The 15,373-nt window shown below is 52.3% G+C and carries 10 protein-coding genes and 4 tRNA genes; 1 reads left to right on the forward strand and 13 read right to left on the reverse strand.

Translation table 11 applies throughout. The annotated features are described in order from the left end of the window. Nucleotides 1-38: 38 nt before the first annotated feature. The 13 genes from rpoC to IPZ49_RS08355 form a co-directional block, all read right to left on the reverse strand. Nucleotides 39-4,262, reverse strand: a complete 4,224-nt coding sequence (rpoC, locus tag IPZ49_RS08295; RefSeq protein WP_023299069.1) for a DNA-directed RNA polymerase subunit beta' — start codon at nucleotides 4,260-4,262, stop codon at nucleotides 39-41. A gap of 76 nt (nucleotides 4,263-4,338) precedes the next feature. Next, nucleotides 4,339-8,367, reverse strand: coding sequence for a DNA-directed RNA polymerase subunit beta (rpoB, locus tag IPZ49_RS08300; protein WP_023299068.1), 4,029 nt, complete (start codon nucleotides 8,365-8,367; stop codon nucleotides 4,339-4,341). A gap of 319 nt (nucleotides 8,368-8,686) precedes the next feature. Further along, nucleotides 8,687-9,052, reverse strand: coding sequence for a 50S ribosomal protein L7/L12 (rplL, locus tag IPZ49_RS08305; protein ID WP_002445276.1), 366 nt, complete (start codon nucleotides 9,050-9,052; stop codon nucleotides 8,687-8,689). Nucleotides 9,053-9,118: 66 nt separating this feature from the next. Beyond that, complete coding sequence (gene rplJ / locus IPZ49_RS08310) at nucleotides 9,119-9,616, reverse strand: 50S ribosomal protein L10 (RefSeq protein WP_003862338.1); 498 nt, start codon at nucleotides 9,614-9,616, stop codon at nucleotides 9,119-9,121. Nucleotides 9,617-9,905: 289 nt separating this feature from the next. Continuing rightward, a complete protein-coding gene (gene rplA / locus IPZ49_RS08315) occupies nucleotides 9,906-10,610 on the reverse strand; it encodes a 50S ribosomal protein L1 (RefSeq protein WP_006810530.1) in 705 nt (234 codons plus the stop codon). 3 nt (nucleotides 10,611-10,613) lie between these two features. Next, a complete protein-coding gene (gene rplK / locus IPZ49_RS08320; protein ID WP_003862340.1) occupies nucleotides 10,614-11,042 on the reverse strand; it encodes a 50S ribosomal protein L11 in 429 nt (142 codons plus the stop codon). Nucleotides 11,043-11,198: 156 nt separating this feature from the next. Then, entirely contained in the window at nucleotides 11,199-11,744 is a 546-nt protein-coding gene (gene nusG, locus IPZ49_RS08325; RefSeq protein WP_003862341.1) for a transcription termination/antitermination protein NusG, read from the reverse strand. Nucleotide 11,745: 1 nt separating this feature from the next. Continuing rightward, the gene (secE, locus tag IPZ49_RS08330) at nucleotides 11,746-12,129 is read right to left on the reverse strand and encodes a preprotein translocase subunit SecE (RefSeq protein WP_003862342.1); all 384 of its coding nucleotides are present in this window, start codon (nucleotides 12,127-12,129) and stop codon (nucleotides 11,746-11,748) included. A 227-nt stretch (nucleotides 12,130-12,356) separates the two neighbouring features. Then, nucleotides 12,357-13,541: an elongation factor Tu gene (gene tuf / locus IPZ49_RS08335; RefSeq protein ID WP_022646700.1), complete on the reverse strand. Its 1,185-nt coding sequence runs from the start codon at nucleotides 13,539-13,541 to the stop codon at nucleotides 12,357-12,359. A 118-nt stretch (nucleotides 13,542-13,659) separates the two neighbouring features. Next, nucleotides 13,660-13,735, reverse strand: a tRNA-Thr gene (locus IPZ49_RS08340). A 6-nt stretch (nucleotides 13,736-13,741) separates the two neighbouring features. Then, nucleotides 13,742-13,816: transfer RNA gene (locus IPZ49_RS08345), tRNA-Gly, on the reverse strand. Between the two features lie 116 nt (nucleotides 13,817-13,932). Next, nucleotides 13,933-14,017: transfer RNA gene (locus IPZ49_RS08350), tRNA-Tyr, on the reverse strand. An 8-nt stretch (nucleotides 14,018-14,025) separates the two neighbouring features. Further along, nucleotides 14,026-14,101, reverse strand: a tRNA-Thr gene (locus IPZ49_RS08355). Between the two features lie 317 nt (nucleotides 14,102-14,418). Here IPZ49_RS08355 and coaA point away from each other — a divergent pair. After that, a complete protein-coding gene (coaA, locus tag IPZ49_RS08360; RefSeq protein ID WP_032622068.1) occupies nucleotides 14,419-15,369 on the forward strand; it encodes a type I pantothenate kinase in 951 nt (316 codons plus the stop codon). Nucleotides 15,370-15,373 lie beyond the last annotated feature (4 nt).

A 15,373-nucleotide genomic window follows, 5' to 3' on the forward strand; every position in this document is an offset into this window, starting at 1 on the left:
TCATATGCCCGGTAATTTTACCTACCGGGCATCAACGATTACTCGTTGTCGGAACCGCCCAGACCTGCGTTCAGCAGTTCTGCAAGGCTCGCGGATGCATCTTCGGCAGTCACCTGCGGTGCAGCTGGCAGTTCACCCGCTGCACGACGACGCATACGATCCTGGTGGTACGCATAACCGGTACCGGCCGGGATCAGACGACCCACGATAACGTTCTCTTTCAGACCGCGCAGTTCATCACGTTTACCTGCAACAGCCGCTTCGGTCAGGACACGAGTGGTTTCCTGGAACGATGCAGCAGAGATGAAGGACTCGGTTGCCAGAGACGCTTTGGTGATACCCAGCAGATCGCGTGCAAAGGTCGCACCGATTTTGCCGTTCGCTTCCAGATCGCGGTTAGCGATCTTAACGCGTGAGTATTCAACCTGCTCGCCTTCCAGGAAGTCGGAGCTGCCCGCGTTTTCGATGGTGGCTTTACGCAGCATCTGACGAACGATAACTTCGATGTGCTTATCGTTAATCTTAACGCCCTGCAGACGGTATACGTCCTGTACTTCGTTAACAATGTAACGAGTAACAGCATGCACACCACGCAGACGCAGGATGTCGTGCGGCGCTTCTGGACCATCGGAGACCACGTCACCACGTTCCACGCGTTCACCTTCGAACACGTTGAGCTGACGCCACTTAGGAATCATCTCTTCGTACGGCTCGCTGCCATCTACTGGCGTGATAACCAGACGGCGCTTACCTTTGGTCTCTTTACCGAAGGAGATGATACCGCTGATTTCAGCCAGGATAGCAGGCTCTTTCGGACGACGTGCTTCGAACAGGTCCGCAACGCGTGGCAGACCACCGGTGATGTCCTTGGTACCGCCGGATTCCTGAGGAATACGCGCCAGGGTGTCACCAGAGCTGATCTGTACGCCATCTTCCAGCTGTACAATCGCTTTACCCGGCAGGAAGTACTGCGCAGGCATATCGGTGCCAGGGATCAGAACGTCGTTACCCTGAGCATCAACGATTTTCAGTGCAGGACGCAGATCTTTACCACCGGTAGTACGTTCAGCAGAATCCAGAACCACCAGAGAAGACAGACCGGTCAGCTCGTCGGTCTGACGAGTAATGGTCTGGCCGTCGATCATGTCAGTGAAGCGGATGAAACCACTTACTTCGGTGATAACCGGCATGGTGTGTGGATCCCAGTTTGCTACGGTTTCGCCGCCGGCAACCTGCTCGCCATCACCTTTCGCCATAACCGCACCGTAAGGCACTTTATAGCTCTCTTTGGTACGACCGAATTCGTCGATCAGCTTCAGCTCGGTGTTACGAGAAGTCACAACCAGCTTGCCTGCGGAGTTAACAACAGACTTCGCGTTGCTGAGCTTGATGCTACCTTTGTTTTTCACCTGGATGCTGGATTCAGCAGCCGCACGAGATGCCGCACCACCGATGTGGAACGTACGCATCGTCAGCTGTGTGCCCGGCTCACCGATGGACTGTGCTGCGATAACGCCGATAGCCTCACCTTTGTTGATGATGTGGCCACGCGCCAGGTCACGACCGTAGCAGTGCGCACACACACCAAAGTCGGTGTCACAGGATACAACGGAACGCACTTTCACAGAGTCAACAGAGTTCGCTTCCAGCAGGTCACACCACTGTTCGTGCAGCAGAGTGTTGCGTGGAACCAGAATGTCTGCGGTGCCCGGCTTCAGGATGTCTTCCGCGGTCACACGACCCAGTACGCGATCGCGCAGCGGCTCTTTAACATCACCACCCTCGATAACCGGGGTCATGGTGATACCTTCGAGGGTGCCACAATCGTCTTCGGTGACGACCAGATCCTGCGCAACGTCAACCAGACGACGCGTCAGATAACCGGAGTTCGCCGTTTTCAATGCGGTATCCGCCAGACCTTTACGCGCACCGTGCGTGGAGATGAAGTACTGGAGTACGTTCAGACCTTCACGGAAGTTCGCGGTGATTGGCGTTTCGATGATGGAGCCATCTGGCTTCGCCATCAGACCACGCATACCTGCCAGCTGACGAATCTGTGCCGCAGAACCACGCGCACCGGAGTCGGCCATCATGTAGATGCTGTTGAAGGAGACCTGCTGCTCTTCTACGCCGTCACGGTTAATCACGGTTTCGGTTTGCAGGTTATCCATCATCGCTTTGGATACACGATCGTTCGCCGCAGCCCAGATATCGATAACTTTGTTGTAACGTTCGCCTGCGGTTACCAGACCAGACTGGAACTGCTCCTGGATCTCAGCAACTTCAGCTTCCGCTTCAGAGATGATCTCGTGTTTCTTCTCTGGGATGACCATGTCATCGATACCAACAGATGCACCTGAACGCGCTGCATAAGCAAAGCCGGTGTACATTGTCTGGTCAGCGAAGATAACGGTCGGCTTCAGGCCCAGAATGCGGTAACAGGTGTTCAGCATTTTGGAGATCGCTTTCTTGCCCAGCGCCTGGTTGACGATGGAGAAAGGCAGACCTTTCGGTACGATCATCCACAGAATCGCACGGCCAACGGTCGTGTCTTTCAGGCTGGTAATCGCCACGAATTCGCCGTTTTCATCTTTTTCGTATTCGGTGATACGCACTTTAACGCGCGCATGCAGAGAGGCCAGGCCAGCGCGATAAATACGCTCAGCTTCTTTCGGGCCAGTCAGCACCATGCCTTCGCCTTTGGCGTTAACACAGTCACGGGTCATATAGTACAGACCCAATACAACGTCCTGAGAAGGAACGATGATAGGTTCACCGTTCGCTGGAGACAGGATGTTGTTGGTAGACATCATCAGCGCACGCGCTTCGAGCTGGGCTTCCAGCGTCAGCGGTACGTGAACAGCCATCTGGTCACCATCGAAGTCGGCGTTATAGGCCGCACAAACCAGCGGGTGCAGCTGGATCGCTTTACCTTCGATCAGGACTGGCTCAAATGCCTGGATACCCAAACGGTGCAGAGTTGGTGCACGGTTCAGCAGTACCGGGTGTTCGCGGATCACTTCGTCCAGGATATCCCAAACGACAGCTTCTTCACGCTCAACCATTTTCTTAGCGGCTTTGATGGTGGTGGCCAGGCCACGCAGTTCCAGCTTGCCGTAGATGAACGGTTTGAACAGCTCCAGAGCCATTTTCTTCGGCAGACCGCACTGATGCAGACGCAGGTATGGACCTACGGTGATTACAGAACGACCGGAGTAGTCAACACGCTTACCGAGCAGGTTCTGACGGAAACGACCCTGCTTACCTTTGATCATGTCGGCCAAAGATTTCAGAGGACGTTTGTTAGAACCGGTGATCGCACGACCGCGACGACCGTTATCCAGCAGGGCATCTACCGCTTCCTGCAGCATACGTTTTTCGTTGCGTACGATGATGTCCGGCGCAGCCAGATCCAGCAGACGTTTCAGACGGTTGTTACGGTTGATCACGCGACGGTACAGATCGTTCAGATCCGACGTTGCGAAACGACCACCATCCAGCGGAACCAGCGGACGCAGATCTGGCGGCAGAACCGGCAGAACGGTCAGGATCATCCACTCTGGTTTGTTACCAGACTGAACGAACGCTTCCAGCAGTTTGATACGCTTGGTCAGCTTTTTACGCTTGGTTTCGGAGTTGGTTTCGTTCAGCTCTTCGCGCAGAGTTTCACACTCTTGCTCCAGATCCATGCTCTTCAGCAGGGCCTGGATAGCTTCCGCACCCATCTTCGCGTCGAATTCGTCACCGAACTCTTCCAGCGCGTCCAGATACTGTTCTTCGGTCAGGATCTGGTTACGTTCCAGATTCGTCATCCCGCCTTCGATCACAACATAAGATTCGAAGTACAGAACACGTTCGATATCGCGCAGCGGCATATCCAGCAGCAGGCCGATACGGGACGGCAGAGATTTCAGGAACCAGATGTGAGCAGTTGGAGACGCCAGCTCAATGTGGCCCATACGCTCACGGCGTACTTTGGTCTGGGTCACTTCAACGCCGCACTTCTCACAGATCACACCACGGTGTTTCAGGCGCTTGTACTTACCGCACAGGCACTCGTAGTCTTTTACTGGCCCGAAAATACGCGCACAGAAAAGGCCGTCACGCTCAGGTTTGAACGTACGGTAGTTGATGGTTTCCGGCTTTTTAACTTCACCAAAAGACCATGAACGGATCATGTCTGGCGAAGCCAGAGCAATTTTGATCGCATCAAACTCTTCGGTTTTAGTCTGCGCTTTCAGAAACTTTAATAAATCTTTCACGGATTTGCTCCCGTCGGAGTTAGCACAATCTGGTGTCGGGGGTTAACCCGACACCAGTGACCTGTTTGAGCGAGAATTACTCGTCTTCCAGTTCGATGTTGATACCCAGCGAACGAATCTCTTTCAACAGTACGTTGAAGGATTCTGGCATGCCCGGTTCCATCTGATGGTTGCCGTCTACGATGTTCTTATACATCTTAGTACGACCATTCACGTCATCAGACTTAACGGTGAGCATTTCCTGCAGGGTGTATGCTGCGCCGTATGCTTCCAGCGCCCACACTTCCATCTCCCCGAAGCGCTGACCACCGAACTGAGCCTTACCACCCAGCGGCTGCTGAGTAACCAGGCTGTAAGAACCGGTAGAACGAGCGTGCATCTTGTCGTCGACCAGGTGGTTCAGTTTCAGCATGTACATGTAACCTACGGTTACCGGACGCTCGAACTGTTCACCGGTACGGCCGTCAAACAGCGTAATCTGACCAGACGTTGGCAGACCACCCAGTTGCAGCAGCTCTTTAATTTCAGCTTCTTTTGCACCGTCGAATACCGGCGTTGCAATTGGCATACCCTTACGCAGGTTTTCCGCCAGACGCAGAACTTCATCATCGCTGAAGGTGTTCAGGTCGACTTTCTGACGCACGTCGGTACCCAGATCGTAGGCACGCTGGATGAACTCGCGCAGTTTCGCGACTTCTTCCTGCTGCTTCAGCATGGCGTTAATCTTGTCGCCGATACCTTTCGCAGCCATACCCAGGTGGGTTTCCAGGATCTGACCGATGTTCATACGAGACGGTACACCCAGTGGGTTCAGTACGATATCTACCGGCGTACCGTTAGCATCGTGCGGCATATCTTCGATCGGGTTGATCTTAGAGATAACACCCTTGTTACCGTGACGACCTGCCATCTTGTCACCAGGCTGGATCTGACGTTTAACAGCCAGATACACCTTAACAATCTTCAGCACGCCTGGTGCCAGATCGTCGCCCTGAGTGATTTTGCGGCGTTTCGCTTCGAGTTTTTTCTCGAACTCGTGTTTCAGTTCGTCATACTGCTCAGCCAGCTGTTCCAGCTGATTCTGTTTCTCTTCGTCGGTCAGGCCCAGCTCCAGCCAGCGATCGCGTGGCAGTTTGTCGAGCTTCTCAGCTTCAACGCCACCGGCAACCAGCACCGCATAGATACGGCTGAACAGACCCGCTTCGAGGATTTGCAGTTCTTCAGACAGGTCTTTCTTAGCCTGTTTGAGCTGCATCTCTTCGATTTCCAGCGCACGCTTATCTTTCTCAACGCCGTCACGAGTGAAGACCTGAACGTCGATAACCGTACCGGAAACACCGTTTGGTACGCGCAGAGAAGAGTCTTTAACGTCAGACGCTTTCTCACCGAAGATAGCACGCAGCAGTTTCTCTTCTGGCGTCAGCTGGGTTTCGCCTTTCGGTGTAACCTTACCAACCAGAATGTCGCCGCCGGTCACTTCCGCGCCGATGTAAACAATACCGGATTCATCCAGTTTAGAGAGCGCAGCTTCACCCACGTTAGGGATGTCGGCAGTGATCTCTTCTGGCCCCAGCTTGGTGTCACGGGACACACAGGCCAGTTCCTGAATGTGGATGGTGGTGAAACGATCTTCCTGAACCACACGCTCGGAGACGAGGATGGAGTCTTCGAAGTTGTAACCGTTCCACGGCATGAACGCTACGCGCATGTTCTGACCGAGCGCCAGTTCACCGAGGTCGGTGGACGGACCGTCTGCCAGCACGTCGCCGCGCTCAACTGGCTCACCCAGAGATACGCAAGGCATCTGGTTGATACAGGTGTTCTGGTTAGAACGGGTGTATTTGGTCAGGTTGTAGATGTCGATACCCGCTTCGCCCGGATACATCTCGTCTTCGTTAACTTTGATAACGATACGGGATGCGTCAACGTACTGAACGGTACCGCCACGCTTAGCAACTGCTGTAACACCGGAATCAACGGCAACAGCACGTTCCATACCGGTACCAACCAGCGGCTTATCAGCACGCAGAGTTGGAACGGCCTGACGTTGCATGTTCGCACCCATCAATGCACGGTTGGCGTCATCGTGTTCCAGGAACGGGATCAGGGACGCACCGACGGATACCACCTGTTGGGTGGATACGTCCATGTAGTCAACCTGGTCGCGACTGAACAGGCTGGATTCGCCTTTGCTACGGCAGGTAACCAGATCTTCTACAAAGTGGCCTTCGTCATCCAGGTTGGAGTTCGCCTGAGCGATAACGTAGTTGCCTTCTTCGATAGCAGACAGGTAATGAATTTCGTCGGTAACCACACCGTCGGTCACTTTACGATACGGGGTCTCAAGGAAACCGTATTCGTTTGTCTGTGCGTACACGGACAGGGAGTTGATCAGACCGATGTTTGGACCTTCAGGCGTTTCGATTGGACATACGCGACCGTAGTGAGTCGGGTGTACGTCTCGAACTTCAAAGCCTGCACGTTCACGGGTCAGACCGCCTGGGCCGAGTGCAGAGATACGACGTTTGTGCGTGATCTCAGACAGCGGGTTGTTCTGGTCCATGAACTGAGACAGCTGGCTGGAACCGAAGAACTCTTTCACTGCCGCAGAAATCGGCTTGGCGTTGATCATATCCTGAGGCATCAGGGTATCCAGATCGCCCAGAGACAGACGCTCTTTCACCGCACGCTCTACACGAACCAGGCCAACTCGGAACTGGTTTTCCGCCATTTCGCCTACGGAACGGATACGACGGTTGCCGAGGTGGTCGATATCGTCCACTTCGCCTTTACCGTTACGGATATCGATGAGCTTCTTCATCACTTCAATGATGTCGTCTTTGCTCAGGATACCGGAACCTTCGATTTCGTCGCGCAGCAGAGAACGGTTGAACTTCATACGTCCTACCGCGGACAGATCGTAGCGGTCTTCGGAGAAGAACAGGTTCTCGAACAGGCTTTCAGCCGCTTCGCGAGTTGGTGGCTCACCAGGACGCATCATGCGGTAGATTTCAACCAGCGCGCTCAGACGATCGTTGGTTGGGTCGACGCGTACAGTCTCAGAGATGTACGGACCGTGGTCCAGATCGTTGGTGAACAGCGTTTCGATACGTTTGTGGCCAGACTGGCTCAGCTTAGCCAGCAGATCCAGGCTCAGCTCCATGTTCGCCGGGCAGATCAGCTCGCCAGTTGATTCATCAACGTAATCTTTCGCGGCTACTTTTCCTGCAATGTATTCAACCGGAACTTCGATGTGTTTGATATCATCTTTTTCCAGCTGGCGGATGTGGCGCGCGGTGATACGGCGACCTTTTTCCACATACACTTTGCCGTCGGCTTCGATGTCGAACGACGCGGTCTCACCACGCAGACGTTCCGGCACCAACTCCATCTGCAACTTGTTGTCGCGGATTTCAAAGATCACTTTCTCAAAGAACAGGTCCAGGATCTGCTCAGTGGTATAGTTCAGTGCACGCAGAATGATGGTTGCAGGCAGCTTACGACGACGGTCGATACGGACAAACAGGTTGTCTTTTGGATCGAATTCGAAGTCCAGCCATGAACCACGGTAAGGAATGATGCGTGCGTTATACAGTACTTTACCGGAAGAGTGCGTTTTACCTTTATCGCTGTCGAAGAAGACGCCCGGGCTACGGTGCAGCTGGGAAACGATAACACGCTCAGTACCGTTGATAACGAAAGTACCGTTGTCCGTCATGAGTGGAATTTCACCCATGTAGACTTCTTGTTCTTTAATGTCTTTTACGGTGCCTTCCGGCGCTTCGCGCTCGTAGATCACCAGACGCAGTTTTACGCGCAGCGGTGCGGAATAGGTCACGCCACGGATCTGACATTCCTGAACGTCAAACACCGGTTCGCCAAGGCGGTAGCTGACGTACTGCAGCTCGGAATTACCGCTGTAGCTCTGAATCGGGAACACGGAACGGAAGGCTGCTTCCAGGCCGTACTGCCCTTCAGGATCTTGCTCGATAAACTTCTGGAACGAGTCAAGCTGGATAGAAAGGAGATATGGAATGTCCAGAACTTGTGGACGTTTACCAAAATCCTTACGAATACGTTTTTTCTCGGTATAGGAGTAAACCATAGGGTTCCTCAGCTCGCTGACAAGTCGACCCATCTGTCCGACGAAGGGACAGTTTGTGCAACACCATTTTGTGGACCGGAAAATTGAATACTTTCCGCAATACCTGTTGCTATCACGCTTAAACCATTTCATTGCGATTTACACAGAGCGAGCACCCTGTCGCAGTATATTAAGTCGTCGATAGAAACAAGCATTGTCAGGACAACCAGCAGTCAAACAGTGTGAAATGCTGCTGATGCCTTACAGCGCAAAAAGGCTGGTGACTAAAAAGTCACCAGCCATCAGCCTAATTACTTAGGCTGCAACCAGAAAAGTTGGCTTATTTAACTTCAACTTCAGCGCCAGCTTCTTCCAGAGATTTTTTCAGTGCTTCTGCGTCGTCTTTGCTCACGCCTTCTTTCAGCGCAGCTGGAGCAGATTCTACCAGGTCTTTAGCTTCTTTCAGACCCAGGCCAGTTGCGCCACGTACTGCTTTGATTACAGCAACTTTGTTCGCGCCAGCAGCTTTCAGAATTACGTCGAATTCAGTTTTTTCTTCAGCAGCTTCAGCCGGGCCCGCAGCTACAGCTACAGCAGCAGCAGCAGAAACACCGAATTTTTCTTCCATTGCAGAAACCAGCTCTACAACGTCCATTACGGACATAGCTGCTACTGCTTCAATGATTTGATCTTTAGTGATAGACATTTAAATTGTTCCTGAAAATCAGAATAAGTTTATACGTAAGCAAATGCTTTATAAAGATAACTGCGATTAAGCAGCTTCTTTCGCATCGCGTACAGCAGCCAGAGTGCGAACCAGTTTGCCAGCCGCAGCTTCTTTCATGGTTGCCATCAGGCGTGCAATTGCTTCTTCGTAGGTCGGCAGGGTGGCCAGGCGATCGATTTGCGATGCCGGGATCAACTCACCTTCAAAGGCTGCAGCTTTGACCTCAAATTTTGCATTCGCTTTCGCGAACTCTTTGAACAGACGAGCAGCAGCGCCCGGGTGTTCCATAGAGTATGCAATCAGGGTCGGACCAACAAACGTGTCTTTCAGGCACTCGAACTGAGTACCTTCAACTACGCGACGCAGCAGGGTGTTACGAACAACACGCATGTATACGCCAGCTTCACGACCTGCTTTACGCAGTTCAGTCATTTTGTCTACAGTAACGCCACGGGAATCCGCAACTACTGCAGACAGCGCGCCTTTGGCTACTTCGCTGACTTCAGCAACAATCGCTTGTTTGTCTTGAAGATTTAAAGCCATTAGCTTTGCTCCTGGATGTTTGCCGGAACTCATGTTCCGGAACTCACTTCACTCGACCCAACGGGAAGAGCGTCTTAATACGGTGAGCAGAAACAAGCCAGAGTATTTAAAATAATCTTAGCGTTCTGTCACCGTCTACGCAGGGGATTAAGTTTCTTGCGAAACACCTGCGGTCTTCGACGGAGGCCTGGATAGGCCAGGCTCCAACGAACAATTCTTTTAGCCGCTAACTTTTGTTAGCAAACGTGGGGGTAAGATTGTAGACAAAATCACCGCCCACGTAAAGGCATTAGTTTGCAGCAGCGCTCAGGCCAGCCTGGTCAACTGCAACACCTGCACCCATGGTGGTGGAGATGCTAACTTTCTTGATGTACACGCCTTTCGCCTGAGTTGGTTTAGCTTTTTTCAGCGCAACCAGCAGAGCTTCCAGGTTTTCTTTCAGTTTGTCAGCGTCAAAGTCCACTTTACCGATGGTGGTGTGGATGATGCCGTTTTTGTCGTTACGGTAACGAACCTGACCTGCTTTAGCGTTCTTAACCGCTTCAGCAACGTTAGGAGTTACAGTACCCACTTTCGGGTTTGGCATCAGGCCGCGTGGACCCAGAACCTGGCCCAGCTGGCCAACAACGCGCATTGCATCTGGAGAAGCAATAACAACGTCAAAGTTCATTTCGCCTTTCTTGATCTGATCAGCCAGATCTTCCATACCTACCAGTTCAGCGCCGGCAGCTTTAGCCGCTTCAGCGTTTGCACCCTGAGCAAATACAGCTACGCGTACGGAACGGCCAGTACCGTGTGGCAGTACAGTTGCGCCACGAACGTTCTGATCGGATTTACGAGCGTCGATGCCCAGGTTAACGGCAACGTCAACGCTTTCAACGAACTTAGCAGTTGCCAGTTCTTTCAGCAGAGCGATAGCTTCGTTGATGTCGTACTGTTTGGTCGCATCAACTTTGTCACGGATCACGGACATGCGCTTGGTCAGTTTAGCCATTTCTTAGTCCTCCACTACCAGGCCCATGGAACGTGCAGTACCTTCAATGGAGCGAGTCATCGCTTCAATGTCGGAACCAGTCATGTCGGCAGCTTTGGTCTGCGCGATTTCCTGCAGCTGAGCGCGGGAAATTTTACCCACTTTGTCTTTGTTCGGCTTACCGGAACCAGACTTGATGCCCGCTGCTTTCTTCAGCAGAACTGCTGCTGGAGGGGTTTTGGTAACGAAAGTGAAAGAACGGTCAGCGTAAACAGTGATTACAACTGGGATTGGCAGACCTTTTTCCATGGATTCAGTTTTGGCGTTGAACGCTTTACAGAATTCCATGATGTTCACACCCTGCTGACCCAGAGCTGGACCAACTGGTGGACTTGGGTTCGCCATACCTGCTGCAACCTGCAGCTTGACGTAGGCTTGTACTTTCTTAGCCATTCTAAAATCCTCTGATTGGGTAATAACGCCTCGGAGAGGCTCCCCGTGAATAAAATTCGTTTTACGGGTCGGAACCCATAAAAACAAAAGGCGCGAAATTGTATTCCAATCTCGCGCCCTGTGCAACGATTAAATCGTCGCTTTTTTGATCGCTGCTTAGGCTTTTTCTACCTGAGCAAAGTCCAGCTCTACCGGGGTCGCACGACCAAAGATAGAAACGGAAACTTTCAGGCGGGACTTCTCGTAGTCCACTTCTTCGACGACGCCATTAAAGTCAGCAAACGGACCGTCGTTAACACGAACCATCTCACCCGGTTCAAACAGCGTTTTCGGACGCGGTTTATCACCCACCTGCTGGAGGCGGTTCATAATCGCATCAACTTCTTTGTCGCTGATTGGCGCCGGACGGTCAGATGTGCCGCCGATAAAGCCCATCACGCGTGGTACGCTGCGCACCAAGTGCCAGCTCGCGTCGTTCATCACCATCTGAACCAGCACGTAACCCGGGAAGAATTTACGCTCGCTTTTGCGACGTTGGCCGCCACGGATCTCAACCACTTCTTCGGTCGGAACCATAACTTCGCCAAATAACTCTTCCATATTGTGTAATTTGATATGCTCACGCAGCGACGTAGCTACGCGGCCTTCAAAACCGGAAAACGCCTGAACGACGTACCAGCGCTTTTTAGGGGCTTCAGACATCTCAGAACCTCAGGCCAGTGATAAAGGATACCAGGCGAACCAGAATACCATCCAGTCCCCACAGGATCAGTGACATTACAGCGGTTACCGCCGCTACAATCAGCGTGGTGTGCAATGTTTCCTGGCGAGTCGGCCAAATGACCTTGCGGACTTCGGTACGCGCTTCGCGGGCAAACGCAACGGTCGCTTTGCCTTTCGTCGTCAACAGCGCGACACCACCCGCCGCAGCAATCAGAATTACCACTGCAAGCGCGCGTAGCGGCAGCATCATGTCACGATAAAGATAGTTGCCGACAATCGCCACAATCAGCAGCACGGCTACAACTACCCATTTCATCGCTTCCAGGCCGCGCCCGCTCCCTTGAGCTTCGGTATTCGCACTCATAAACCAACCTGTCAGAAGTATTCTACAAACATTTTCACCCCGCGAGTGCGAGGCAAACCAATCGAAATGCTATTCGCTTTTCGTATTATACGCTCTCCGCAGAGCCTGTCTCAGCAATGATTATGACAAAATTAATCACTGATGAGCCAGGTTCTGATGTGAAAGCGTGCAAAAAGGGCATCAAATGATGCCCTTTTATTGCGCATTGCGTCAAATGTTATCAGCGATTAGCCGAGAACTTTAGCAACAACGCCCGCGCCAACGGTACGGCCGCCTTCACGGATTGCGAAACGCAGACCGTCGTCCATCGCGATTGGGTGGATCAGAGTCACAACCATCTTGATGTTGTCGCCTGGCATTACCATCTCTACGCCTTCTGGCAGTTCGATGGTACCGGTCACGTCAGTTGTACGGAAGTAGAACTGTGGACGGTAGCCTTTGAAGAACGGAGTATGACGGCCGCCTTCGTCTTTGGACAGAATGTACACTTCAGATTCGAACTTGGTGTGTGGCTTGATTGAGCCTGGCTTCGCCAGAACCTGACCACGTTCGATTTCTTCACGTTTGATACCACGCAGCAGAACACCAACGTTCTCACCAGCACGGCCTTCGTCCAGCAGTTTGCGGAACATTTCAACGCCAGTACAGGTAGACTTCGCAGTCTCTTTGATACCAACGATTTCAACTTCTTCACCAACTTTGATGATACCGCGCTCTACACGACCGGTAACAACGGTACCACGACCGGAGATGGAGAATACGTCTTCGATTGGCAGCAGGAATGGCTTGTCAATCGCACGCTCTGGTTCTGGGATGTAAGAATCCAGGAAGCCAGCCAGTTCGATGATTTTCGCTTCCCACTCTGCGTCGCCTTCCAGCGCTTTCAGCGCGGAACCACGAACGATTGGAGTGTCGTCGCCTGGGAAATCGTACTGAGACAGCAGTTCACGAACTTCCATCTCTACCAGTTCCAGCAGCTCTTCGTCATCAACCATGTCGCATTTGTTCAGGAACACGATGATGAAAGGAACGCCTACCTGACGACCCAGCAGGATGTGCTCACGAGTCTGAGGCATAGGGCCGTCAGTCGCAGCAACAACCAGGATCGCGCCGTCCATCTGCGCAGCACCGGTGATCATGTTTTTAACATAGTCGGCGTGGCCTGGGCAGTCTACGTGTGCGTAGTGGCGAGTCGGGGTGTCATACTCAACGTGAGAGGTGTTGATGGTGATACCACGAGCTTTTTCTTCTGGTGCGTTATCGATCTGATCGAAAGCACGAGCAGCACCGCCGTAGGTTTTAGCCAGTACGGTAGTGATTGCAGCGGTCAGCGTTGTTTTACCATGGTCAACGTGGCCGATAGTACCGACGTTAACGTGCGGTTTTGTACGTTCAAACTTTTCTTTAGACATCGATTGTCCCTCTAAGACACGGATAAATCGGTGATATCACCACATCAACCAGGCGAAAATGCCTGAACTGTTGAATACATTTACATTGAAACAGAGAGAAAGGGAGGGAGAAGTGAAGTGGTGCTGATACCCAGAGTCGAACTGGGGACCTCACCCTTACCAAGGGTGCGCTCTACCAACTGAGCCATATCAGCACGTATTGGAGCGGGCAGCGGGAATCGAACCCGCATCATCAGCTTGGAAGGCTGAGGTAATAGCCATTATACGATGCCCGCATCCTGAAACTCGGCTACCCAGTTCTTTCTGTAACAAAAAAAGAGATTTCTCTCTTTTCTGTTCGAGCTGGTCAATTTTTCCAACCAGCTCCGGCGGCGTTGACGCTGCCAGAAAGTGGTGGTGGGGGAAGGATTCGAACCTTCGAAGTCTGTGACGGCAGATTTACAGTCTGCTCCCTTTGGCCGCTCGGGAACCCCACCGGACTTGATGGTGCCGACTACCGGAATCGAACTGGTGACCTACTGATTACAAGTCAGTTGCTCTACCTACTGAGCTAAGTCGGCATCAAGTAGCGCGCATTCTATGGAGACCTGCGCAGTCATGCAACTAAAAAATTGCATAAAACGTTCTTTCGCTCACATTTTATTCGAAACCAGGGCTAACCGCTGTAAATTCATCCGCTCGTGATTAAAAATCCAACATGAACGCCTGATTTCGGCACGCTATAGCCCCGGGTGATGCCTGCCCGGTTAAGCATCGCTTTCCCATATTTTTTCTTATTATTCCTCTCATCTGGTGTTAACCTCCTGCCCATTGTCCAAAATTAACTATGTGATGAGCCCGCACCCGCCGTTTCGTGATGGTTCACAGAAGCATGCTTATGAGCAAAAAAGAGCAAACGTTAATGACGCCCTATCTTCAGTTTAACCGTAGCCAGTGGGCAGCCCTGCGTGACTCCGTCCCTATGACACTGACGGAAGGTGAAATCGCACGGCTAAAAGGGATAAACGAAGATCTCTCCCTGGAAGAGGTGGCAGAAATCTATCTCCCCCTCTCTCGCTTGCTTAACTTTTACATCAGCTCCAACTTGCGTCGTCAGGCCGTACTGGAACAGTTCCTCGGCACGAACGGTCAACGTATTCCTTATATCATCAGTATTGCGGGCAGCGTGGCAGTGGGTAAAAGTACCACCGCGCGCGTGCTACAGGCGCTGCTGAGCCGCTGGCCGGAACACCGCAGCGTGGAGCTGATCACCACCGACGGCTTCCTGCATCCCAATGAGGTGTTGAAAGAACGCGGCCTGATGAAGAAGAAGGGCTTCCCGCTCTCTTATGATATGCACCGCCTGGTAAAGTTTGTCTCTGATTTAAAATCGGGCGTGCCGAACGTTACCGCACCGGTCTACTCGCATCTGATCTACGACCGCATCCCGGATGGTGACAAAACGGTGGTGCAGCCCGACATCCTGATTCTGGAGGGCTTAAACGTACTGCAAAGCGGGATGGATTACCCTCACGATCCGCATCACGTGTTTGTCTCTGACTTCGTCGATTTCTCAATTTATGTGGATGCGCCTGAAGATCTGTTGCAACGCTGGTATATCAACCGCTTCCTGAAGTTCCGTGAAGGGGCGTTCACCGACCCGGATTCTTACTTCCACAACTACGCTCAGCTCTCTGAAGAAGAGGCTATCAACGTGGCGACCGGGCTGTGGAATGAGATCAACTACGTCAACCTCAAAGAGAACATCCTGCCGACGCGCGAACGTGCAAGCCTGATCCTCACCAAGAGTGAGAAACACGCCGTTGACCAGATTCGTTTGCGGAAGTAGATCT

Source organism: Enterobacter cloacae complex sp. S2 (genome assembly GCF_015159675.1).
GTDB lineage: Bacteria > Pseudomonadota > Gammaproteobacteria > Enterobacterales > Enterobacteriaceae > Enterobacter > Enterobacter intestinihominis.

Bases quoted from the DNA above. Each gene is read 5' to 3' on its own strand.
- coaA (WP_032622068.1), top strand. From the start codon at position 14,419: ATGAGCAAAAAAGAGCAAACGTTAATGACGCCCTATCTTCAGTTTAAC.
- rplA (WP_006810530.1), bottom strand. From the start codon at position 10,610: ATGGCTAAACTGACCAAGCGCATGTCCGTGATCCGTGACAAAGTTGAT.
- rplK (WP_003862340.1), bottom strand. From the start codon at position 11,042: ATGGCTAAGAAAGTACAAGCCTACGTCAAGCTGCAGGTTGCAGCAGGT.
- rplL (WP_002445276.1), bottom strand. From the start codon at position 9,052: ATGTCTATCACTAAAGATCAAATCATTGAAGCAGTAGCAGCTATGTCC.
- rpoB (WP_023299068.1), bottom strand. From the start codon at position 8,367: ATGGTTTACTCCTATACCGAGAAAAAACGTATTCGTAAGGATTTTGGT.
- tuf (WP_022646700.1), bottom strand. From the start codon at position 13,541: ATGTCTAAAGAAAAGTTTGAACGTACAAAACCGCACGTTAACGTCGGT.
- rplJ (WP_003862338.1), bottom strand. From the start codon at position 9,616: ATGGCTTTAAATCTTCAAGACAAACAAGCGATTGTTGCTGAAGTCAGC.
- secE (WP_003862342.1), bottom strand. From the start codon at position 12,129: ATGAGTGCGAATACCGAAGCTCAAGGGAGCGGGCGCGGCCTGGAAGCG.
- nusG (WP_003862341.1), bottom strand. From the start codon at position 11,744: ATGTCTGAAGCCCCTAAAAAGCGCTGGTACGTCGTTCAGGCGTTTTCC.